Genomic DNA, 21,553 nt, shown 5'->3' on the forward strand with positions numbered 1-21,553 from the left:
TATGAATTTCAACCTGTCGCCCACGCTGCAAAATGCTAAAGTGATATTGCGCCCCCTGCAATTGAGTGATGAAGCCGCCTTGCAACCCATCGCAAATGATAAGGAATGCTGGATGTACAGCCCGACAGACCTTTCGCAGCCCGGCGCATTACATAAATATATGGCCGAAGCTATTGCCGAAAGGGAAGCAGGTATCTGCGTTGTATTCACCATAATTGATGATGCAACCAACCGCATAGCAGGCAGCACCCGCCTGGCCGAAATATCATGGCAGCATGAGCATGCACATTTAGGCTGGACATGGATAGCCCCTGAGTTTCGCGGAACCGGCCTCAACAAAGCCATGAAGTTTGAAATACTGTGCTACGGCTTCGAGGTGCTCGGCCTCAACCGCATTCAACTCCGTGCCGATGAGCGTAATATCCGCTCGTGCAAAGCTATCGCGGGTCTCGGTGCTAAATATGAAGGCACTGTTAGGCAGCATATTAAACTATATGATGGATTTTTACGCAGCTCCGCTTACTATAGCATATTAAAAAGTGAGTGGCCGGAGAGCCCGTTGCATAAATTGAAATTTTAGTAATTAATTAATACCTGTACTGAATTGTAATTAGTTCAGATCACTTCATTACTTGTCCTAAACTTCTTTTGTACGAACAAAAGAAGCAAAAGTCGCCGGCTACGTCCTGCCCGGTGAAAGATTATGCTTTGGCAGGGCTTGTGCTACTCCGGGCATTACTGATGCCGGTTGTTAGGATTATTTGTGGTTTGTGCTTAATTATATTCAATAACTTCATCGAACTATAAAAAAAGAGCGTCGGCCTGCCGGAAAACCGGGCGAGGAGTATGGCCTTGTGCGGCTGAAGGTTTTTTCCGGCTTGATGTTTGGTTACTTTGCATCTAAGGTAAAGTAACTGGCCTCTGCGGCCAAGAGCAGATCAACGTAAACAAAGCATAATCATTAATTAGAGCACAGTTTATCACCTGTCCTAAACTTCTTTTGTGCGAACAAAAGAAGCAAAAGTCGCCGGCTACGTCCTGCCCGGTGAAAGATTATGCTTTGGCGGGGCATATGCTACTCCGGACATTACTGATGCCGGTTGTTATTTTTATTTGCGGTTTTTGCTTTGATGTCGTTATAATTCCCTCCTTGGGGAGGGTAGGGAGGGGTTAGCAGGCTACAGGATTTCTCCTCGCACCCGTTCGAAATGGAAAGTGTTATTTAAAGTCCTCCCTCTCGGGGAGGATTTAGGAGGGGTTTATACCGTTTGCCCGGCAAGTAGGTATAATACCGCCATACGCACGGCCACACCATTCTCCACCTGGTCAAGTATAACGGATTGTTTGCTGTCGGCAACATCACTGGTTATTTCAACGCCGCGGTTTATCGGGCCGGGGTGCATCACCATAATCTCTTTGTCCAGGCTGTCCAGTATCTGCTTGTTCAAGCCATAAAGCATGGTGTACTCACGCAGTGATGGAAAGTATTTAATATCCTGACGCTCTAACTGTATGCGCAGCATGTTGGCTACATCGCACCAGTTAAGGGCTTTTATCAGGTTGTGCTCAACCTTAACGCCCAGCGTGCCAATGTATTTAGGTATCAGCGTTGTGGGGCCGCAAACCATTACCTCGGCACCCAATTGTTTGAGGCAAAGTATGTTGGATAATGCCACGCGCGAGTGCAGTATATCGCCTACGATCACCACTTTTTTACCCGCAACATCACCATACTTTTCGCGGATAGAATAGGCATCCAGCAGGGCCTGGGTAGGGTGCTCGTGCGCGCCGTCGCCCGCGTTTACTATCTGTGCGTTTACATGTTTTGACAGGAAGATGCCCGCGCCCGCATACGGATGGCGCATTACCACCATATCCACTTTCATGGCCAGTATGTTGTTCACGGTATCTATAAGCGTTTCGCCTTTACTTACGGATGATGATGAGGCCGCGAAGTTGACCACATCTGCCGAAAGGCGTTTTTCCGCCAGTTCAAACGACAGGCGGGTACGGGTAGAATTTTCAAAAAATATGTTGGCAATGGTTACATCCCTAAGCGAGGGCACTTTTTTTATAGGCCTGTTCAATACCGCTTTAAAGGTATCGGCAGTTTGTAATATGAGTTCAATATCTGCCTGGTTCAGATCCTTAATGCCTAAAAGGTGCCTTGTGCTTAATCCTGCCATGTTATGTTGATTTCGAATTTCGGATGTCCGATCTCGAATTTTTTTATTTTCGTTAATGTTTTAGTATGCCTGCCGGCCTTGTAACCTATTTTATCTCGCTCAGCAGTTCTATTTTGTCCTCTCCATCGGTTTCTTTCCAGCTAACCACCACGCGCTGCGAGGCAATAGAATCTACCTCTATGCCTACATAATCGGCAGCTACAGGTATATGCCTCGAGTAACGTCGGTCAACCAGTGTCAAAAGTTCCACCTTTTCCGGGCGGCCAAAGGCCAGCATGGCATCCATGGCGGCACGTATGGTACGGCCTGTCCACAATACGTCATCCATCATCACCACCTTTTTACCCTCAATAATAAAATCAATACGGGTTTGGTTAGGCACCAGCGGACTTTCGCGCCTGCGGAAATCATCCCGGTAAAAGGTGATATCCAGGTCGCCCTGTAAAATGGTATCGTCAGGTAATATCTTGCGCAATTCTTCGGCCACACGTTTGGCCAAAAATATGCCGCGGGGCTGTATGCCTATAAGTACGGTATTTGAAAAATCATTATGATTCTCGATCAACTGACGACACAAACGTTGTATTGTTATCTGAAATTTCTGACCGTCGAGCAGTGTTAGATTTAGCATCGCTGGGATAGATTTGGGCAAAAATAGGAAAAAGTTTGGGTTTAATACCAGCCCTTGCATCATGTTTAATTAAAGATGCCTATCTTGACTTTAATTTTACCGCCCCGCCTTATGCCTTATTTTAAGCAGTTATTAATTGTATGTGTTGTATTTATAACCGGTTTTAGCAATGCTTATTGCCAAACAGATACCGCCGGAATAAAAAAGTACATCGCTGCTGCCGAAGCCTATCAAACCAAATATCCGGCTGAAAAACTGTATCTCCATTTTGATAAACCTTACTATGCCGCGGGCGATACCATTTGGTTTAAGGCTTATTTGTTGATGGCTGCAAATGGGGCCCCATCTGTTAAAAGTTCAAAGCTGTATGTATCATTACTAAATGATAAAAACGGCGAGGTACAAAAACTTGCCGTGCCCGTAGCATCAGGCCTTGCGCAGGGGTATATGGTGCTTGATGATAAAACGCTGGCCGATGGTGGCTATACTATCCGCGCGTATACCAACTGGATGGGTAATTTTAATGAGGATCATTTTTTTCATAAACAGTTTTACATCGGCAGGCCTGCTGCCGATTCGTGGCTGGTATCATCATCGCACACTATAAAAAAAGTGGCCAATGGTACCGAGGTTAACCTATCTCTGCAAATTAAGGATATGCAGCAACGCCCCGAGGGCTATAAGGATGTTGAGATGCGCATATTGAGCGGCAGTAAACCCTTATTTAAAAGCACACATGTTACGCCTGATAACGGCATCATCAACACTACGTTTATAATACCTGCAAAGGCTGATACGGGCAGTTTAAGCATTAGCCTGGCCAACATTAAAAATAAAGCGCAAACAGCATCTTTTCCGTTTTACAGCGGTGTAGCGCAAAATATTGATGTACAGTTTATGCCCGAGGGCGGCAGCCTCGTAGCAGGGCTTTATAGCCGTGTAGCCCTCAAGGTAATTGGTGAGGATGGGCTTGGCGTAAATATAAAAGGCAGTGTATTCAATTCAAAAAGTGAGGAAGTAAGCGTATTTACAACTACCCATAATGGTATGGGCATGTTTGCCCTGATGCCGCAGGCCGGTGAAAAATATATGGCTAAAATACAGGTGAATGATAGTACCGTGATCAGCCATAAGCTGCCCGAAGTGCAGGCTTCAGGGTTGGTATTGAGGGTTGATAACATTTCTAAGTCCGACTCGGTGATCATCTATGTTACCGGTACGCCGGATATGGCAGGTAAGCATTTTTCATTGATCGCGCAGTCGCGGGATGTAGTGTATTTTGGTTTGCCCCTGGTTTTAAACAAGGGTGTTTATAACAGGGTAATAAGCAAACAGCTTTTCCCTACCGGCATTGCGCAGGTAATGCTGATGAATGAGCTTAACCAGCCACTTAACGAGCGCCGCTTTTTTGTTGATCATCATGATGGGCTGCATATTAAACCTGCCACTGCACAAAGCTATTTGCTGAGAGATAGCATCAGCATCGGGTTAGATGTTACTGGCAGGGATGGCAAACCCGTTATCGGCAGTTTTTCGGCCTCGGTAACGGATGACGGGCAGATCAGGCATGATGGATATGTCGACAATATAATAAGCCGCATGTTGCTTACCGCCAACCTAAAAGGATATGTTGAGCAACCGGCATGGTATTTTAAGGATGATACGTTAACTACCCGCCGTGCGTTGGATATATTGCTGCTTACCCAAGGGTGGACGAATTATAATACTACTGATATTTTAAAAACAGATACCGGGCTTAAATACATTGCCGAGGCTAATAATAGCCTATCGGGCAAGGTGACAGGATTATTTAAAAAGCCTATGAAGAATGCCAGGGTCACCATCCTGTCCACCCTGAGCAGCGACTTGTTTATTGCAGATACCCAAACAGACGATAACGGGCTGTTTACTTTTACTGACCTGCCTGTTACTGATACCATAGCCTATACACTCAAGATACACAATGCCAAGGGTAAAGTACCTAACGGCGCTATAAAGGTGTTTGAGCCTTTGCCAATGTGGCCAATGGCCGCACAACCACTCAAGCCTGTGCCATGGTTTTACAAAAGCGACCCAACCCTGCTGAATTATCTGCAAGCCAACAAGCAGCAGGCCGAAAAGAATAATAAGCTCAATGCCGGTAATGTTAAAGGGCCTATACTTGATGAGGTAAATATTAAAGGTAAAAAGGCAAGTAAAAGAATAGGTATGGCCTGGGCCACGCCCGTAAAACAGATAGAAGAAAAGGAACTTATTGAAGCCCGGCGCACAACGCTCAAGGATTTGTTATACAGCAAGCTTAAACGTTTCCGTATTTCCAATACTTATTCTCCAACAATATTCACTAAAATAGGTATTCAACGCCAGGATAACTATGTTTATGAGTCGATCCTGATAGGCGATGTGGTGGTTGACGGCATGAGTATTAGGAGATTATTAGGTGATGCTATACCTGGCGACCCTACCGGGAATGGATTTAGCTCCGCGGCTCCTGATGAGTTCTTTACTAACGTGAATTCATTTTTTACCCGTTTAAGTGCCGAGGATGTAAAAGATATTCAGATGATGCGCACGGATGTTAGTTACATTTTATCTGTTACCACCCGCAGTGGCGCGGGGCCAACCTTGAGTGGCAGCACCTTTGGCAGTTATGTGTATCGCCCTATGCCATTACAGCCGCATAAGGATTTTTATCGCCCCCGTTATACTGTAAAAGATGTTAATGTACCCGATTATCGCTCAACCATCCACTGGGAACCTAACATTATAACCGATGATAAGGGTAAAGCAAACTTCTCCTTTTTTGCAGGAGCAAAACCGGGGACATATACACTGATTATAGAAGGTACTTCGCTCGATGGGCGTTACGGCTGCCGTGTTGAAAAGATAACTATCAGCGAGCAGCAAAAATCAAAGTGATACATCCGGTTAAACGGTAACGTTTGTTAACATTGAATAGTTGATACCGCATACGGTAAAAACAGCATAAGCAGTAACATGGGCAGCAGGCAAAGGGCTATTATAATGTTGACTGTTTTTAAAGAGGTATTATAACCGGCCCAGTTATAAATGATATGCCTTGCCAACATGCCATAACTTAAAGCGGCAAGCGCGGCGCTAACGATCATAGATATAACTACCGCCGATTTATTTATTTGCGGGGTAAACAGCACGGCTATCGACACAAAAAATAAAACTACGATGATAAGTGCCGAATGCTTAGGGGTAAAAATTTTATTCACGGTATCAATATAAAAAAGCCGCTGTACCTAAATACAGCGGCTTTGCTATGAAGAATTAAATTTACTTAATGCTTATTTTGAATCTTCCTGAGATTTGCGGGCTTCGCTTTCAGCGCCTTCCATCTGTTGTTTCAATTGTGCAAGTACGCTAAGATCACCTAAAGTAGATTTCTCAACAGAATCTTTCACTTTTTTAACAGCATTGCTGGCAGCTTTAGCTTCCTTCTTGCGGTTCTCAAAGTCCTGAACGCGTGCTTCGGCGCGTGCTTCTTCCCAGATGCGTGAGTGAGAAATAACGATACGTTTGTTCTCTTTGTTAAACTCAATGATCTTGAATTCAGCAGTTTCGTCAGCTTTAACGCTTGTGCCGTCCTCTTTAACCAGGTGTTTGGTTGGCGCAAAGCCTTCAACACCGTAAGGTAAAGCTACGATAGCACCTTTATCAGTTACTTTTAATACTGTACCTTCATGTATCGAGTCGATAGTGAATACGGTTTCAAAAGTATCCCAAGGGTTTTCTTCAAGTTGTTTGTGGCCCAGGCTCAGTTTACGGTTGTCGGTATCAAGCTCCAGAACTACTACGTTCAGTTTCTCGCCAACTTTAGTAAACTCATTAGGGTGATTCACTTTTTTAGACCATGAAAGATCAGAGATGTGGATCAAACCGTCGATACCGTCTTCCAGTTCAACAAACACACCAAAGTTGGTCATGTTTTTAACTGTAGCTACGTGTTGAGTACCAACAGCGTATTTATCGGCAGCTTGTTGCCATGGATCAGGCGTTAATTGCTTAATACCTAATGACATTTTGCGCTCTTCACGATCCAAAGTAAGTACCTGAGCTTCAACCTCGTCGCTTACTTTCAGGAATTCCTGAGGGTTACGCAGGTTTTGTGACCATGACATTTCTGATACGTGGATCAAGCCTTCAACACCAGGGGTGATTTCAAGGAATGCGCCGTAATCAGCAACAGTAACAATTTTACCTTTAACTTTTGAGCCAACCTGGATGTTTTCATCCAAATTTTGCCAAGGGTGCGGGGTAAGTTGTTTTAAGCCAAGGGCGATACGTTTTTTCTCGTCATCAAAGTCAAGTACCACAACGTTGATCTTTTGATCAAGCGCAAGTACTTCACGCGGATGCTCGATACGGCCCCATGATATATCGGTAATGTGCAGTAAGCCGTCAACGCCACCAAGATCGATGAATACACCGAAGTCAGTAATGTTTTTAACGGTACCTTCCAATACCTGGCCTTTTTCAAGGCGTGCAACAATCTCAGTTTTTTGGTTCTCCAGATCGTCCTCGATAAGAACTTTGTGAGATACCACAACGTTTTTGAATTCGTGGTTGATTTTAACAACTTTGAATTCCATAGTTTTACCAACGTACACATCGTAATCACGGATAGGTTTGATATCGATCTGTGAACCTGGTAAGAAGGCTTCAACGCCCATTATATCAACAATTAAACCACCTTTGGTACGGCTCTTAACAAAACCGGTGATGATCTCATCGTTATCTAAAGCAGCATTAATGCGCTCCCATGATTGTTGTGTTTTTGCACGTTTGCGTGAAAGTACTAACTGGCCGTTAGCATCTTCCTGCGATTCAACAAAAACCTCAACTTTATCGCCTACCTTAAGGTCAGGCATATCACGGAATTCAGAAGCCGACACTAAACCGTCTGACTTGAACCCTACGTTTAACACAACATCTTTACTGTTGATGTTCACTACAGTACCTGTAATGATCTCGCCTTTAGTGATTGAGCTAAATGTACCATCGTACAATTGCTCAAGCTTCTGGCGCTCTTCGTCATTGTAGTTGCCGAATTTTTTGTCATCAGCATCCCAGTCAAAATCTGCTGATGGGGTTGCCAGTTGTAGTTTGATGTCGTCAATAGAAAATGAATCAGCTTCTGATTCAATTGTTTCTTTTTGCGCAGAGGCATTTACTGAATCGAGTTCAGCTTGCTTCGCTTTTAATTCTTTTTCTGCTTCTTGTTTTTTTGCCATTAAATAAATTTTCTCCTTTTCCCAATTATAAATTGGGACTGCAAAGGTACAGATATATTTTTGGTACAAAAAAATTTATTTAATGTTAAATGTTGATTTTAAGGCAGTTTTTATCAACATCACATCATTTTCTCGGTATCGGATGCTAATCCTTCGCCTACAACATCAAATACATCCATATATTTATTAAAGATGTTTTGGCGGTAAGCTATCAGTACATTATCAATGGCGTTTTCCTGCGAGGGGGTAAAAGGGGTAGGCCATACACGCATACATATACGTTTAAGCGCGTAAGCAATGTGCTGGGTTTCGGCATAGGAGTGCAGGTAGCGTTCTTTTTTAAACATGGCGAAGAACCGCAGAAATATATCCGGATCATCCATGCCGCTGAATTGCAAAAAGTTAACTATTACATCGCTGTTACAAGCCTGTAAATGATCGTAAAAGTCATCCGGGTTAACCTCACCGGTGGTGATAAGCAGGTTATCAAGTATCAGCTCAATAGCAATATGGCCTAAAAAAAACGGCTTTACAGCCGAGCCTGCTATAACCGGGGCCAGTTCAAGCCTTAGCGCATGCGAGTGTTCGGCAAAAAAAGCGGATGAGTGAAAATGTCTGTCAACTTCCAGGTGTTTTTTCCAGCCGCCTATCAGGGCGTTAACGCGCGGGTCAGGGTGTTCCAGTTTCTCGGGATGAATAATTACGTTTTTATCGGCATTCTTGAGCAGGTCGGGCAGCACGGTGCCCAACACAAAATAGCAGTTTGTGTTATCACGCTCATAGTAGTAATGCGACAAAAAATTCATAGGTGGCGTTTGAATTAAATTTTACGCGATCATCACAATTTACTAATTTTTAATGAGAACGGTGGCAATAATGTTATTATTTTATCTTTGCAGCTTTTGAAAATTACGTACAATGAACTTTGTTGAAGAATTACGCTGGCGGGGCATGCTGCATGATATTATGCCCGGAACTGAGGACGAACTGAATAAAGGTATGGCCTCGGGCTATATCGGTTTCGACCCTACTGCCGATTCGCTGCATGTGGGCCACCTTACCCAGATCATGACGCTGATCCACTTTCAGCGCGCGGGCCACAAGCCTTACGCGTTGGTTGGCGGTGCTACCGGCATGGTGGGCGATCCGTCGGGCAAATCGCAGGAGCGTAATCTGCTGTCAGAAGATGTGCTTCAGCATAACCTGGAGTGTGTTAAAAAGCAGTTGGAGCAATTTCTGGATTTTAACAGCGGTGCCAACAGCGCCCAAATGGTTAATAATTACGACTGGTTCAAAAACTTTACTTTCCTTGATTTTATACGCGATGTGGGTAAACACATCACTGTAAATTATATGATGGCTAAGGATTCGGTAAAGAAACGCCTTGAGGGTGATACCGGCATGTCGTTCACGGAATTTACTTACCAGTTGGTGCAGGGCTATGATTTTTACTACCTCTGGAAAAACCATAACTGTATACTGCAAATGGGCGGCAGCGACCAATGGGGCAACATAGTTACCGGTACCGAATTTATACGCCGTAAAGACGCGGGTTCGGCCTTTGCGCTAACTACCCAGTTAATTAAAAAGGCTGATGGTACTAAATTCGGTAAAACCGAAAGCGGCGCAGTATGGCTTGATCCTGCGCGCACATCGCCTTACCAGTTTTACCAGTTTTGGCTGAATAGTACTGATGCCGATGCCAAAAGTTACATCCGTATATTTACTTTACTGGACCGAGAAACAATCGAAGCCCTGGATGCCGAGCATGATGCCGCACCGCATTTGCGCATATTGCAAAAGGCTTTGGCGAAGGATATAACTATACGCGTACACGGTGAAGCGGCTTACGAAAAAGCGATCAAATCGTCAGACTTTTTATTCGGGAACGTAGGCATCGAATTTTTGAATGAACTTACCGATGCCGAGGTAAAAGGCATATTTGAAGGTGTGCCTAACTTTAATATATCACTTGCCGAACTTAATCAAGGCATCAGCGCTACCGAATTATTAGCCGGTAAAACAGCCGTGTTTCCGTCAAAAGGCGAAGCTAAAAAGATGATACAAGGTGGCGGCGTTGCGGTAAATAAAAATAAAATAGCTACGCCTGATGATGTATTTAATGCTGATCACCTGATAAACGGGAAATACCTGGTAGCACAAAAAGGAAAGAAAAATTATTTTTTAATTATTGCTGAATAAACATAATTTACGACATTTTGTATTTATATTTGTATAAATGTCGGTAAGTTATGAAAAAGGATGAAAAAAATCAGTTGAGTGAGCCGATGGTTGCCTATCTGCCATCGCCCACTCCATATTACAATTTGCTGGGCAGCAATAAATCATTAAAATTCAATACCGAGTTTGATGTTGTTAACCTGGCAAGGCAGGGCTTTCCGAAACATGTGCTGCTTAGCCTTGCCAAAAAAATATCGCTCAACATTCAGGAGCTGGCCAATATTTTGCATATCTCTGAGCGTACGCTACAGCGCTATGAGGATGATGCCATCATCAAAAAGGAATATGCTGAAAAGGCTGTTGAACTGGCCCGCCTGTACAAACGCGGCGAGGAGGTTTTTGGCGCTGCCGATAAATTTAAACAATGGATAAAAACCCCATCGTATATATTTAAAGGTGAAACGCCGGTTTCATTACTGGATACCTCGGCAGGTTTTGATATGGTATTCCGTGAGTTGGGCCGTATTGAGCATGGTATATTTGCTTAGCGTGTAAATGATAGTTTACCGTATTACCAGCTACGATTACGGGCGCGACCTTACCGGAACCGGCGCGCGCTTGTATGGCGGCCGCTGGAACAGCGAAGGCAGGCCGATGCTGTACACCGCATCATCACGCTCATTAGCTGTGCTGGAGGTATTGGTGCATTTACCGCCCTTGTTAGTGCCCGATAATTATTGCCTTGTTGAAATTGAACTGCCGGCGAACAGTATATTACAGATAGATGTGCAATCATTACCTGAAAACTGGCATGACATATCCGTATCGCGCATAACAAGGCAAATAGGTGATGAGTTCCTGAAAAAAGGAGAGCATCTTATTTTATCCGTTCCATCCATCATTGTACCGGCTGAATTTAATTACCTGATCAACCCGAGGCATCCCGATATGGAAAAGGCCCGTATTGTTAATGTTTCGCCTTTCAGGTTTGATGACAGGCTTTTGTAGCAAAAAGGACCTTTACAGGTCCTTTAATAATTCCAGCTTCTTTTGATTGTATTCTTCCTGCGAGATCAGGCTGTTATCAAAAAGCATTTTTAGTTTCTTGAGCTTTTCGGTCAGTTCGTCGGGCTTGGCAACAGGTTCTTCCTTAACAGCAACAGGCTCAGGTACCGGTGTTGGTTCAGGCAGTATTACCGGAGCAGGTGCGGGTGGCTGTATGGCAACATGACCGGGGTTATCAATATTTACCGAGCCTGATTCGGCACGTTTTTCTTCCAGATCGCGCAGGCGGCGGGCTTCACGCTCGGCTTCTTTACGCTCCTGAGCGTATTGGTAAAGTTTGCGGGCCTGCACTTTGGGCAGGTAATCAACACCCATTTCGGCACCGTTAACGGTTTTTACAGTGAATACCGCGCCAATAATTTCTTCCTTGGTGTGCACGTCAACAACGTCCTTCCAAACAAAATCAATAAACTTGATGGAAAGGCCAAGGTTTGCCGGGGTAAAAAACAGTACGCGCTTGTTGGTAAGCGCAATACAATCCGGAAACAGGTTTACCAGCGGTTTTTTTTGTACGGCTATGTATAATATCTCTTCGCCGGTTGTAAGCAGGTCAACAAGGCGGGTATATACTTTTTCAACGGCAGCGGCATCCTGCTGATCGTTTAGAAATTTCTCTATCATATTTTTAGCTTTTGGGCTCACGCAAAAATAGCAAAATACTGATAGGTGCAAATAAAGTTTACGCTATCAGTAAATTACAGCCGCGAATGTCCGAATTATCAAAGCGGCCCAGTATCTCAAATGAGCCATCAGCATAAACCCTGCCCAGATCCTGCGTGGCAATGAATGAGCAGGAATTGATGTTGGCCAGATCGATAATATTAATGCCGCCCGTTTTACCGGTGCCTATTAAACTCAGCGGATCATTTGGGTCGCGGAGGGTGATGCGCATCCAGGGTGGGCAGTTAAATATACCCTCGCCTTTTGAGTAAGCCTGAGAGAGCAACTCCGTCATGCCGTACTCTGAGTGTATTGAACTCACCCCAAAGCCCCGGCAAAGCGTAGCGTGCAGTTCATCACGTATCATTTCCTTGCGGCGGCCTTTCATACCGCCGGTTTCCATCACTATCAATTCCGGATAGTTGATCGGGTATAGTTCAATAAAGTTGAGCAGGGCAAAGGTTACGCCTAACAATAAAGTGGGCTTTTTTAGCTCCTGTTGTTTTTTAAGCTGATGAAACAGGTCGGCATGGTTGTACAGGTAAAAGCCGCTGTCGGGATTGTTTGATTGTTTAATCAAATCATCAGCCATGTAAATAAGTGATGATCCCTCACGCTCCAGGTAAGAGGGCAACAAGGCCAGCACGGTATATTCACTTATATCGCCATAAAACAAACCAAATGCCTTATGGAAGCTCTGCACATACCAGCTTACATCGGTAACGTGATGGCGGCTGGTAACCATGCCCGTAGTGCCCGAACTGGTAAAGGTTAGCTCAATATCATCATGCGAGGTAACTACCGCCTGCGATTTAAAGAATTCCACCGGCATAAAAGGGATGGCTGTAACCTCCTTTACCAAAACTGCGTCAACATTCAATCCGCTTAAAAACTCCTTGTAAACAATGTTATACTCAGCCTGATACCTGAATACTTCAAGTGCAGTATGATTGAAGTCGGCCTCGTTGCTGATAGAAAATACTTGCTCTTTACCGGGTTTGTTCATCACTGCAAAGATAATTAATTGCCCGGCCATGCAAATTTAACGGCTGCCGTACCTATCATATTAAAGTAAAATGCGCGTTTAGGTAAACAAGCGTTATGCTTAGTGGTTGTAATATTGCAGCTAAATACATAGATGATACCAAATATTTAAAGAGCTTATGAAAACGTTAAAATTTTTAAAACTCCCGCTTTTGTTAAGCGTGTTTTTTATACTTACTTCGGCCGCTGATGCAGGTAAGGAAACAGAAAGGATTAATAAATCAACCGAGGTGCTTACGGCATTCACCAAAATGAAGGAGAGCATACCGCATGAACTTTTGCAGGAATACCAGGGCCTGGTGGTAATCCCTAAACTAATAAACGCGGGTTTTGGCATTGGCGGTAAACGCGGTAAGGGTGTAGCTATGGTAAAACTGGCCGACGGTAGCTGGAGCGATCCGGTATTTATTACCATGACCGGCGGTAGTATCGGTTTTCAGATTGGTGTTCAATCAGTTGACCTGGTATTGGTGTTTAAAAGCAAGGGTGTGTTAACCAAGGTTAAAAACGGCGACTTTACTATCGGTGGCGATGTGTCGGCAACGGCTGGTCCGGTTGGCCGCAGTTCGAGCGCAAGCACTGACCATGAACTGGATGCCGAGATCTACTCATACTCGCGCAGTAAAGGCTTATTTGCCGGTATCAGCATCAATGGTTCAAACCTGGCAATTGATAAAACATCTATTGCTAACTACTATGGCGCAAAGGCTACCTCGCAGGATATATTCGCTTCATCAAAAAGCTCAACCGAGGAAGTTAAAAATCTTAAAGCTACTTTGGCCAAGATGTAATTTATTGTAACGTGTAAAACCGATACGAAAAGCCAATCCTGCACAGGGTTGGCTTTTTTAGTTTGATACCAGGCCGGAGATAATGTTGATGCTTAATGCAACGATTGCCGTATTAAATACAAACGATACCAGGCCATGCACCAGCGCCAAACGCCGGATGCGGCGTGAGGAGATTTCCACGTCAGACACCTGGAACGTCATCCCGACTACGAAAGAGAAGTATACAAAATCGAGATAATCGGGCAGGGGCTCATCCGGAAATTGCAGGCCTGTAGGTGCGTCAGGTTTATCAGCCTGTAAATCGTAATAAATATGGGCATACCGCATGGTAAAAAGGGTATGTACCAGCCACCACGAAGTAATAACCGCCCCAAGTGCCAAAAAAACGTTCGCGGTAACTTCATCATCCGCATGGCCCTTGGTTGATTTCAGTAATATATAAATGGCCGATAAACTGATCAAAGCGGCACCTAATACAATAATGAATATCAACGTGCGGCTTGAATCTTCCAGACTGGCTATTTTGCGGATCTCGCGCGGATGGGCACCAAATATCACCACCCAATCCAGTATAATAATGCTCAGGGCAAAGCCTATCCAGGTGGTAAGGATGGTTGCGGGTATTGATTCGGCACGGAAAATAAAGAATGCGCCTGAAGCTACCAGCAGCGAGATATAGATACGGTAATTCGCGTCTATGCGCAAAAATAATCCTTTGGGTTTACGCAATTTGGGGTGATGCCGCTCATGTATCAAATATGAGTAAACGGCGGCAAATTATTATACGCCTTTGCTGATGAATTTTTAGTCGCCGATAATTTCGGCTACACGGCCTACTTGCCCGTCTTCCAGCCTAACCTTTATACCGCGCGAATGAAAGGCCGCGCTGGTAAGCAGCTTTTCAACAATGCCGCGGGTACGTTTGCCGCTTCGCTGATCTTTTTTCAGGATGATATCAACCTCCAGGCCGGGATAAATATCTTCGCGGCGCTGGCCGTTGTTGCCGCCGCCTTCGCTGCTGAGCCTGAATGTGGGTATACCTGCCATAATATTAATGTGAGGATACAAATTTAAGCCCAACAATTGAACTTATCAGCGTAGCGATAAAAAATAAACGCCAGAAGCTGGCAGGCTCCTTAAAAAACATGATGCCGATAATTACCGTGCCTACCGCGCCGATGCCCGTCCAAACTGCATAGGCAGTGCCCAAAGGCAGGGTTTGGGTAGCTTTATAAAGCAGGATCATGCTCAAGGTCAAAAAAAACAGGAACCCACCGATCCACGACCAGTACAGGCTGCCCGAAGCTTCTTTGGCCTTGCCCAAACAGGTGGTAAAGCCAACCTCGCAAAGGCCGGCTATGATGAGGATAAACCAGTTCATGTGGGCAAATATCAGCTTTTTGCCAGATACTGATCTATAAAATTAATAATCTCCTTATCACCGCCTTCTTCAAAGCCATTAATTTTTTTAACCACTTTATTGTGCTGATCTACGATATATATCTGTGGGATGAAGCCTAAGTTGTAACGTGCGTCGGCACGGTTTTTCTCGGCAGGTTGTATTAAAAGTTGCTGCCAGGGCATTTTTTCCTGCGCCATGGCGGTTTGCCAATCGGCTTTTTCATCATCTATAGATATACTTACCATGCGTATATTATCAGAGGGTACCTGGCTATATATCTTTTTTAGGGATGGTATTTCTTTTCTGCACGGGCCGCACCAGCTTGCCCAAAAAATTACAATGTTCAGCTTTTTGGTACTGTCGAGCACAGGCAGCGACTGATTTTTTACATCGAAAAAATGGCTTTGTAAAAAAATATTTTTACTGGCCGGTTGGTCATCAATAAATTGTTTAAACTGCCGCCCTTTGTGTGAGGTCTTTACGGCATCGCTAAAATTATTGTAAAAGGTTTCGAGCGTTTTGTGGTCAAAATCATACTGCAGATTTTGCAAAGCGTGTATTGTGTAAAAAGCATCGGGTGTTCCTTTTATGAGTTTGTTTATCCTTGCAGCCTGGGCTGTCCTTTGATTGGAGTCAATACTGATCTGTATAAAAGGAAGATCGTAATTTTTAAAGTAGAATTTATTTTGCGGCCCGCCCGTAACCATCGCTTTAGCGTTCGGTTTAGAAAAATCACCTTTAATTTCAATAGTGCCGGGTTCGAGCATAAAACTATCATAGCCATTTCGGCCTTGAGCCGTAATCTTCGCTTCCTGATGTGTTACAAATAAAGGCTCTTGTTTACCATCGCGATTATAGGTTAGCATAACCAGGTCCGGCTCAATTACGGTATCTGGGTGGATGTTAAATTCAAATTGGCTATTAGTGATTTTGGCAGAATCAAACGGCTCGCCACCGATAGGATAGGTTTTGGCCAGATACACCATACCGGTATTAAGTCCTTTAATATCACCTTTGATGATTACCGTATTATTTTGCTTGCAGGATGCAAAAAGGAACGCAGCAAATGCGAGAATGAGAAGTGTTTTTTGTTTAGGCAGAGTGGTGAAATACATACGATCAGATATACTTTTATTGTAAATCTACCTATACCTGATCGTATTTTAGTAATTATTCAACCAATTTATTTACAGCCTGTTCAACCTTATCAAACTTAAAATTTGAGAGTAACTCGTTAAACGCCGCGCTGATGTGCTCATTACCCAGGTTGCCTATGCTGCCCTCATGGGTGTGGTTAACCGTTTTTTCGGGGTTAAAGTTGCCTTGTTCAATAGCCATGCCTACCTGTTTGTAAGCATCGCGGAAAGGCACACCGTTGAGCACCTGTTTGTTTACCTCTTCAACACTAAACAGGTAGGCATATTTAGGATCGTCCAGAATATTGGTTTTTACCTCGATGTTTTGCAGCATAAAGGTGGCCATGTGCAGGCAATTCTTCAGTTCCGTAAACGCCGGGAACAATAGCTCCTTCAGCAATTGTAGTTCGCGGTGATAGCCCGATGGTAGGTTGGTGGTCATCATGGCCACATCATTAGGCAGGGCTTGCAGGCGGTTACATTTACCGCGCATAATCTCCCAAACATCCGGGTTTTTTTTATGCGGCATTATGCTGCTACCGGTGGTCAGGTTTTCGGGGTAGCTTACAAAGGCGAAGTTCTGGCTCAGGTACAGGCATTGGTCCATAGCCATTTTAGCCAGGGTTGCCGCTATTGATGATAGCGCCTGCGCAATGATCCGCTCGGTTTTGCCACGCCCCATTTGCGCGTAAACAACGTTATAGTTTAAGCGCTCAAAACCCAGCAACTGCGTGGTAAGCGTGCGGTTAAGCGGGAACGACGAGCCATAACCCGCCGCCGAACCCAATGGGTTTTTGTTGGTAATTTTATAAGCGGCTAATACCAGCTCAAGGTCATCGGCCAAACTTTCGGCATAAGCGCCAAACCACAGGCCGAATGATGATGGCATGGCCACCTGCAAATGGGTATAACCCGGCAGCAATACATCCTTATGTTTTTCGCTGAGTTCAATTAATTGCTTAAACAGGTTTTCGGTTTCGGCAACCACTTGTTGCAACTCATGGCGAAAAAACAATTTCAGGTCAACCAGTACCTGGTCGTTACGTGAACGGCCGCTGTGAATTTTTTTACCGGCCTCGCCAATGCGGCGGGTGAGTAGCAACTCTACCTGTGAGTGTACATCCTCTACATGTTCTTCAATCACAAAGTCGCCGTTGGCTATTTCTTTGTAGATGTTTTTTAGTTCGGCCTGCACCACATTAAGATCCTCGGCGCTCATCAGGTCAATACTTTGCAGCATACGCGTATGTGCCAGTGAGGCAAGCACGTCAAAAGCGGCCATCTGGCGGTCAAACTCGCGGTCGCGGCCCACGGTAAAATCTTCTACTAACTGGTTAACGTAGGTGGTTTTTTGCCAAAGTTTGCTCATGCTGCAAATATGGTAATTTATAGGGAATGTATACCGTTTAAAATGATACCTCACCCCAGCCCTCTCCAAGGGAAAGGGAGTATAAGAATATATAAAAACTCCTGTCATTTCGAACGAGGTACGAGGAGAAATCTGTCGCCGTCTATAAACATTGGCAGATCCCTCGCTATCGCCCGGGATGACAAATTATATAATTATGAAAAGATACGTCATTGCCAGGTACGAAGCAATCTCTTTAAGATATTCCCTTAGACAAGTCGCTCAGAGATTGCTTCGTACCTCGCAATGACGGTAGTTAAGGTAGAATTGAACAAATTCTACCCGCCACATCCTTGCCGCTGCTTAGCGCCGCCTCTACGGTGCCCATGGCGGTGCCTTCATATAAGTACTCGCCGCAAAAGTATATGGTATCGTCAACAGGCTTGTAAAGTGTTTCGCGGGCCTTGTCACTGCCCACCATGTCATAAGCGTATGAGCCAAGGGTAAAAGGGTCGGCGGTCCAGTTGGCAATGTGCCAGGCTATCAGGTTGCTTTTTAATATACCCGGCGGTATCTTAAAAATATGGCTTAGTGATGTCAGGGCTGAATGCAGCAAATCCTCATCACTTACATCCTTTTTATCAAAAGCGGCGGGTCCGCCTAACCATCCGGTAAGTATAGGTGATGCGTCGGGCGATTGCGTCCACCAGGTGGGTATGGCCTCACTGCTCAGCAAAAAGCCCATATTTTTCAGATCAGCACCGGCCAGTTTGGCTATATCGTTATCATGCCAAAACGCATGATCAAATTCAAGGAGCACTTTAATTATCGCCCCAAAGCCTATTTTTTTTATGGCAGCTAATTGCTCAGGTATTTGCGGGGTAAAAGCAATAGCGCTTTTTATGCCTGGTTCGGCCTTTAAAACACCAAGTGGTAATGCTATGATGGCTTTTTCCGCGGTGTACACTTTGCCATCTTCGGTCGCCACGCTAACCCGGCCTTTTTCCCAGCGAACGTGTTTTACCACCGAACCTAAAACTATGCTGTTACCCGCGGCTTTGCAGGTATCTGCCAGGTATTTTATCATTCGGCAATAACCGCGGGCAACACGGTACTGGTCGTCCTCTTCGTGCTGCCACTCGTTCCCCAGGGCTTTGGCGCCGGCCAGATCAGGGTTGGCGGTATCATAGCCCGATACAAAACGGATGGCGCTTTTGCGCAGGGGCGCGTAACGTTCATCACTGAAATATGTATCCAAAAACTCGCTCAGGGGTATATCCTGCTGCAACGAGCTAAGTTTATCAAGCAGTTCGTCCCAGCCCTCAATCATTTCTTCGTTTTGCGTAAAGCGGCCGTTATCGTACTGCCACATTTCAAAACCGGCAGGCTGATATTTTAATCCGGCTTCATCCAGCAATTGCAGCGTAACGGGCAGGTTGCCATGTACAAACTCGGCACCAAGCTCGGCCTGCTGAAAAAATAATTCATTGTAAATAGTATGTATGCGGCCCCCGGTGCGGTTGCGCGCCTCAAGCACGGTAACGCTTTTACCGGCCTGTGTTAGCTTGTGGGCGGCCATTAGGCCTGAAGCACCTGCGCCAATTACAAGTACGTTTGTTGTTTTCATAAAAAAAATGGTAGATAAAGCAAATTAACAAAACATGCGCCTTAACTACAACCGTATTCAATAATGCTTGTTATCATCCATATAAAACTCAATTAAATGCCCGAAGGACCCACCATTATCATCGCCAAAAAAAACCTGCAAAAATTTAAGGGTAAACGGGTTGTGGCTGCCATTGGCTATACCCCGGCTTTTGAGCCGGCTATGCTGGAGGGCAAAGTGCTTACTGATATTAAAAGCTGGGGCAAGCACCTGCTGTTATGTTTTGGTAAGCTCACCGTACGGGTGCATTTTATGCTCTTCGGCTCCTATAAAATTGATGAACCCGGCAAGCGTAACGCCGTGTTGCAATTGGAGTTCACTAACGGTATACTGTACTTTTATGTAGCTAAATTACTGCTGATTGAAGATGATTTGGATAAAGTTTACGATTGGCAGGCGGATATTATGAATGATGATTTTAATCCCAAAAAAGCCATTGAAAAAATTAAAGCCAAACCCGGCCGCATGATATGCGATGTACTGTTGGATCAGCAGGTATTTTCGGGCGTGGGCAATATTATCAAAAATGAGGTGCTGTTTCGATCAAAGATACATCCGGCAAGTATAGCCGATACTATACCTCCTAAACGGCTTAAAGCACTTATTGCCGAAACAGTTGCCTACAGTTTTAAGTTTTTGGATCAGAAGCAGGCCGGAACGTTGAGCCGTAACTGGCAGGCTTATGAGCAGGAGGAATGCCCGCGCAACCATGTGCCCTTTGTAAAAAAAGACCTCGGTAAAACCAAACGCCACTGCTTTTATTGCGAGCGGTGCCAAAAATGCTACAACTGAGCTACTCTTTTTTAAACAGGGTGGTATGGCCGCCCTGGGCTATGTTTAATTCTTTTTTCGCGGTATCAATAGTAATCACAATGTCTGCCGGTTCAAAGCTGAATTTGCCTGGTGCTGTAGGCTCAAGCGGAAAGGCGTTTTGCCCGGTTGCCTGGGCAGTAAGCATGTCGTCCTTTTTGGCCACGGTTATTTTCATAGCCGCCTGGGCGAGGCCATAAACGCCAACATATTTATCCATATCAGCCTCATTAAGTTTTATATTGCTGAAAACGGGTAATTGATAAGGTTGACCGAAGTATAGTTTTAACGCGGCAAGGCCTATGTTGTTAACCGAATAGGTGCCGCCGTTGCTGCAAATGGCAATAGTTAGTTTTTCTGTGGGATAGTAAGACAGGTCAGCATTAAATGAGTCGATACTGCCGTTATGGCCAAACCCCGATTTTTCGTTAAAACTGTAACCGAACATGCCTGAGCCAAACCGGCCGTCAAGCGTTTTCATAACGTTCAGGCTGCTATCGCTAACCAGTTTACCGTTAAATAAACCCTCAATAAAGCGGGCCAGATCGGCAGGGGTAGATACAATGGCACCAGCTCCTCCCGGTACGCTCATATCGGTAGCTGTTTCCTGTTGCCAGCCGTTAATGTATTTGTACGATTGTGCCTCATGCTTTTTCGGGTCGATAGCGCCCCCGGCATAAGTATCATTTAGTTTAAGCCTGCCGGTTATGCGTTCTTTAATCAGCAGTGCATATGGTTTGCCTGTAATTTTTTGCGCTATGTAGGCCAGCAGCACATAGTTGGTGTTGCTGTAGGCCGATTTTGTATCGGGAGCAAAAGCCGGTTGCAGCTTTGCAAAGCGTGCTATTTGCTGCTGTTCGGTTTGGGGTTGCGTATAGTAGGTTAAATAGGTACTGTCTGCCGTAAAATTAAATAAGCCGCTGCGGTGTTTCAGCATCAGGCCGATGGTGATCTTTTCGGCATTAGGCAACTGGGGGTACCATTTTGACAGCGGATCGCTCAGTTTAAGTTTGCCTGCATCAATCAACTGAAAAATAATAGTGGCGGTAAACATTTTGCTGATAGAGCCAACGCGGTATTTGGTATTTGCCGTTGCCTTAACCCCTGATGATGCTATGCCGGTACTTTTTTGGTAAATGATCTTTCCGTTTTGTGAGATAGCCATATTCACCATTTTACGGTTATTAGCTGCAAGCACATCAAGCAAGCTATCCAGCCGGGGCTTATTAATGCTGTTTTGCGCGAATGCTGCCGTGGTTATTAAAAAGAAGGTAATTATCAGGATCGGTTTTTTCATGATAGTAAGTTTCGATGATAAGATGGTATTGAAAATGAATTTGTTACAATATGTGCTTATATTTTATTAAACAGA

Annotated in this window: 21 protein-coding genes; 7 read left to right on the forward strand and 14 right to left on the reverse strand. The window is 44.7% G+C overall.

Going from position 1 to position 21,553, the window contains the following annotated elements:
• The first annotated feature begins 1 nt into the window (after position 1).
• The gene (locus LJ707_RS13055) at positions 2-580 is read left to right on the forward strand and encodes a GNAT family N-acetyltransferase (RefSeq protein WP_228951613.1); all 579 of its coding nucleotides are present in this window, start codon (positions 2-4) and stop codon (positions 578-580) included.
• Positions 581-1,259: 679 nt separating this feature from the next.
• Here the strand turns inward: LJ707_RS13055 and LJ707_RS13060 are convergent.
• On the reverse strand, positions 1,260-2,186 hold the full coding sequence (locus LJ707_RS13060; protein WP_228951615.1) for an aspartate carbamoyltransferase catalytic subunit: 927 nt from the start codon (positions 2,184-2,186) through the stop codon (positions 1,260-1,262).
• A gap of 85 nt (positions 2,187-2,271) precedes the next feature.
• Positions 2,272-2,817, reverse strand: a complete 546-nt coding sequence (pyrR, locus tag LJ707_RS13065; RefSeq protein ID WP_228951618.1) for a bifunctional pyr operon transcriptional regulator/uracil phosphoribosyltransferase PyrR — start codon at positions 2,815-2,817, stop codon at positions 2,272-2,274.
• Positions 2,818-2,928: 111 nt separating this feature from the next.
• Between pyrR and LJ707_RS13070 the strand changes: the two genes are divergently transcribed.
• Positions 2,929-5,736, forward strand: coding sequence for a carboxypeptidase-like regulatory domain-containing protein (locus LJ707_RS13070; RefSeq protein ID WP_228951620.1), 2,808 nt, complete (start codon positions 2,929-2,931; stop codon positions 5,734-5,736).
• Between the two features lie 26 nt (positions 5,737-5,762).
• Here LJ707_RS13070 and LJ707_RS13075 read toward each other — a convergent pair whose 3' ends face one another.
• The 3 genes from LJ707_RS13075 to LJ707_RS13085 all read right to left on the reverse strand — a co-directional run bounded on the left by LJ707_RS13075 (position 5,763) and on the right by LJ707_RS13085 (position 8,884).
• Positions 5,763-6,059 (reverse strand): hypothetical protein, encoded by a 297-nt coding sequence (locus tag LJ707_RS13075; RefSeq protein ID WP_228951622.1) that lies wholly within the window; start codon positions 6,057-6,059, stop codon positions 5,763-5,765.
• Positions 6,060-6,131: 72 nt separating this feature from the next.
• Complete coding sequence (gene rpsA, locus LJ707_RS13080) at positions 6,132-8,078, reverse strand: 30S ribosomal protein S1 (protein ID WP_228951624.1); 1,947 nt, start codon at positions 8,076-8,078, stop codon at positions 6,132-6,134.
• 119 nt (positions 8,079-8,197) lie between these two features.
• Positions 8,198-8,884, reverse strand: a complete 687-nt coding sequence (locus LJ707_RS13085; RefSeq protein ID WP_228951626.1) for a hypothetical protein — start codon at positions 8,882-8,884, stop codon at positions 8,198-8,200.
• A gap of 112 nt (positions 8,885-8,996) precedes the next feature.
• Between LJ707_RS13085 and tyrS the strand changes: the two genes are divergently transcribed.
• The 3 genes from tyrS to LJ707_RS13100 are packed head-to-tail and all read left to right on the forward strand — an operon-like array spanning position 8,997 to position 11,267.
• Positions 8,997-10,280: a tyrosine--tRNA ligase gene (gene tyrS / locus LJ707_RS13090; protein WP_228951628.1), complete on the forward strand. Its 1,284-nt coding sequence runs from the start codon at positions 8,997-8,999 to the stop codon at positions 10,278-10,280.
• A 50-nt stretch (positions 10,281-10,330) separates the two neighbouring features.
• Positions 10,331-10,807 carry an antitoxin Xre/MbcA/ParS toxin-binding domain-containing protein gene (locus LJ707_RS13095; protein WP_228951629.1) on the forward strand — a complete coding sequence of 159 codons (477 nt, stop codon included), beginning with the start codon at positions 10,331-10,333 and terminating at the stop codon, positions 10,805-10,807.
• 7 nt (positions 10,808-10,814) lie between these two features.
• Positions 10,815-11,267 carry an RES family NAD+ phosphorylase gene (locus tag LJ707_RS13100; RefSeq protein ID WP_228951630.1) on the forward strand — a complete coding sequence of 151 codons (453 nt, stop codon included), beginning with the start codon at positions 10,815-10,817 and terminating at the stop codon, positions 11,265-11,267.
• A gap of 12 nt (positions 11,268-11,279) precedes the next feature.
• Here LJ707_RS13100 and LJ707_RS13105 read toward each other — a convergent pair whose 3' ends face one another.
• The gene (locus LJ707_RS13105; protein ID WP_228951631.1) at positions 11,280-11,945 is read right to left on the reverse strand and encodes a PH domain-containing protein; all 666 of its coding nucleotides are present in this window, start codon (positions 11,943-11,945) and stop codon (positions 11,280-11,282) included.
• A 58-nt stretch (positions 11,946-12,003) separates the two neighbouring features.
• Positions 12,004-13,020 (reverse strand): acyl transferase, encoded by a 1,017-nt coding sequence (locus LJ707_RS13110; protein ID WP_228951632.1) that lies wholly within the window; start codon positions 13,018-13,020, stop codon positions 12,004-12,006.
• Positions 13,021-13,147: 127 nt separating this feature from the next.
• Between LJ707_RS13110 and LJ707_RS13115 the strand changes: the two genes are divergently transcribed.
• Positions 13,148-13,819 carry a lipid-binding SYLF domain-containing protein gene (locus LJ707_RS13115; protein WP_228951634.1) on the forward strand — a complete coding sequence of 224 codons (672 nt, stop codon included), beginning with the start codon at positions 13,148-13,150 and terminating at the stop codon, positions 13,817-13,819.
• A 57-nt stretch (positions 13,820-13,876) separates the two neighbouring features.
• Here the strand turns inward: LJ707_RS13115 and LJ707_RS13120 are convergent, their stop codons facing one another.
• From LJ707_RS13120 to LJ707_RS13145, 6 genes are all read right to left on the reverse strand, one after another.
• Positions 13,877-14,524 (reverse strand): DUF1345 domain-containing protein, encoded by a 648-nt coding sequence (locus LJ707_RS13120; protein WP_228951636.1) that lies wholly within the window; start codon positions 14,522-14,524, stop codon positions 13,877-13,879.
• A 99-nt stretch (positions 14,525-14,623) separates the two neighbouring features.
• Positions 14,624-14,866 (reverse strand): YwbE family protein, encoded by a 243-nt coding sequence (locus tag LJ707_RS13125; protein ID WP_228951638.1) that lies wholly within the window; start codon positions 14,864-14,866, stop codon positions 14,624-14,626.
• Positions 14,867-14,870: 4 nt separating this feature from the next.
• Positions 14,871-15,200, reverse strand: coding sequence for a multidrug efflux SMR transporter (locus LJ707_RS13130; protein ID WP_228951640.1), 330 nt, complete (start codon positions 15,198-15,200; stop codon positions 14,871-14,873).
• An 11-nt stretch (positions 15,201-15,211) separates the two neighbouring features.
• Positions 15,212-16,336 (reverse strand): AhpC/TSA family protein, encoded by a 1,125-nt coding sequence (locus LJ707_RS13135; RefSeq protein WP_228951642.1) that lies wholly within the window; start codon positions 16,334-16,336, stop codon positions 15,212-15,214.
• 55 nt (positions 16,337-16,391) lie between these two features.
• Positions 16,392-17,726: an argininosuccinate lyase gene (gene argH, locus LJ707_RS13140; protein WP_228951644.1), complete on the reverse strand. Its 1,335-nt coding sequence runs from the start codon at positions 17,724-17,726 to the stop codon at positions 16,392-16,394.
• 295 nt (positions 17,727-18,021) lie between these two features.
• Positions 18,022-19,332 (reverse strand): NAD(P)/FAD-dependent oxidoreductase, encoded by a 1,311-nt coding sequence (locus LJ707_RS13145; RefSeq protein WP_228951646.1) that lies wholly within the window; start codon positions 19,330-19,332, stop codon positions 18,022-18,024.
• Positions 19,333-19,428: 96 nt separating this feature from the next.
• Here LJ707_RS13145 and LJ707_RS13150 point away from each other — a divergent pair, with 96 nt between their 5' ends.
• Positions 19,429-20,163 carry a DNA-formamidopyrimidine glycosylase family protein gene (locus LJ707_RS13150; RefSeq protein ID WP_228951654.1) on the forward strand — a complete coding sequence of 245 codons (735 nt, stop codon included), beginning with the start codon at positions 19,429-19,431 and terminating at the stop codon, positions 20,161-20,163.
• A gap of 1 nt (position 20,164) precedes the next feature.
• On the opposite strand, the gene LJ707_RS13155 is transcribed toward LJ707_RS13150, so the two are convergent.
• Positions 20,165-21,478, reverse strand: a complete 1,314-nt coding sequence (locus LJ707_RS13155; RefSeq protein WP_228951656.1) for a serine hydrolase — start codon at positions 21,476-21,478, stop codon at positions 20,165-20,167.
• Between the last annotated feature and the right edge of the window lie 75 nt (positions 21,479-21,553).

This window comes from Mucilaginibacter sp. UR6-1 (genome assembly GCF_020880975.1).
Taxonomy (GTDB): domain Bacteria; phylum Bacteroidota; class Bacteroidia; order Sphingobacteriales; family Sphingobacteriaceae; genus Mucilaginibacter.

What these genes read in the sequence shown, in the direction of transcription:
- LJ707_RS13055 (WP_228951613.1), top strand. Translation starts at nt 2, where the DNA reads ATGAATTTCAACCTGTCGCCCACGCTGCAAAATGCTAAAGTGATATTG.
- LJ707_RS13060 (WP_228951615.1), bottom strand. Translation starts at nt 2,186, where the DNA reads ATGGCAGGATTAAGCACAAGGCACCTTTTAGGCATTAAGGATCTGAAC.
- pyrR (WP_228951618.1), bottom strand. Translation starts at nt 2,817, where the DNA reads ATGCTAAATCTAACACTGCTCGACGGTCAGAAATTTCAGATAACAATA.
- LJ707_RS13070 (WP_228951620.1), top strand. Translation starts at nt 2,929, where the DNA reads ATGCCTTATTTTAAGCAGTTATTAATTGTATGTGTTGTATTTATAACC.
- rpsA (WP_228951624.1), bottom strand. Translation starts at nt 8,078, where the DNA reads ATGGCAAAAAAACAAGAAGCAGAAAAAGAATTAAAAGCGAAGCAAGCT.
- LJ707_RS13085 (WP_228951626.1), bottom strand. Translation starts at nt 8,884, where the DNA reads ATGAATTTTTTGTCGCATTACTACTATGAGCGTGATAACACAAACTGC.
- tyrS (WP_228951628.1), top strand. Translation starts at nt 8,997, where the DNA reads ATGAACTTTGTTGAAGAATTACGCTGGCGGGGCATGCTGCATGATATT.
- LJ707_RS13095 (WP_228951629.1), top strand. Translation starts at nt 10,331, where the DNA reads ATGAAAAAGGATGAAAAAAATCAGTTGAGTGAGCCGATGGTTGCCTAT.
- LJ707_RS13100 (WP_228951630.1), top strand. Translation starts at nt 10,815, where the DNA reads ATGATAGTTTACCGTATTACCAGCTACGATTACGGGCGCGACCTTACC.
- LJ707_RS13105 (WP_228951631.1), bottom strand. Translation starts at nt 11,945, where the DNA reads ATGATAGAGAAATTTCTAAACGATCAGCAGGATGCCGCTGCCGTTGAA.
- LJ707_RS13110 (WP_228951632.1), bottom strand. Translation starts at nt 13,020, where the DNA reads ATGGCCGGGCAATTAATTATCTTTGCAGTGATGAACAAACCCGGTAAA.
- LJ707_RS13115 (WP_228951634.1), top strand. Translation starts at nt 13,148, where the DNA reads ATGAAAACGTTAAAATTTTTAAAACTCCCGCTTTTGTTAAGCGTGTTT.
- LJ707_RS13125 (WP_228951638.1), bottom strand. Translation starts at nt 14,866, where the DNA reads ATGGCAGGTATACCCACATTCAGGCTCAGCAGCGAAGGCGGCGGCAAC.
- LJ707_RS13130 (WP_228951640.1), bottom strand. Translation starts at nt 15,200, where the DNA reads ATGAACTGGTTTATCCTCATCATAGCCGGCCTTTGCGAGGTTGGCTTT.
- LJ707_RS13135 (WP_228951642.1), bottom strand. Translation starts at nt 16,336, where the DNA reads ATGTATTTCACCACTCTGCCTAAACAAAAAACACTTCTCATTCTCGCA.
- argH (WP_228951644.1), bottom strand. Translation starts at nt 17,726, where the DNA reads ATGAGCAAACTTTGGCAAAAAACCACCTACGTTAACCAGTTAGTAGAA.
- LJ707_RS13145 (WP_228951646.1), bottom strand. Translation starts at nt 19,332, where the DNA reads ATGAAAACAACAAACGTACTTGTAATTGGCGCAGGTGCTTCAGGCCTA.
- LJ707_RS13150 (WP_228951654.1), top strand. Translation starts at nt 19,429, where the DNA reads ATGCCCGAAGGACCCACCATTATCATCGCCAAAAAAAACCTGCAAAAA.
- LJ707_RS13155 (WP_228951656.1), bottom strand. Translation starts at nt 21,478, where the DNA reads ATGAAAAAACCGATCCTGATAATTACCTTCTTTTTAATAACCACGGCA.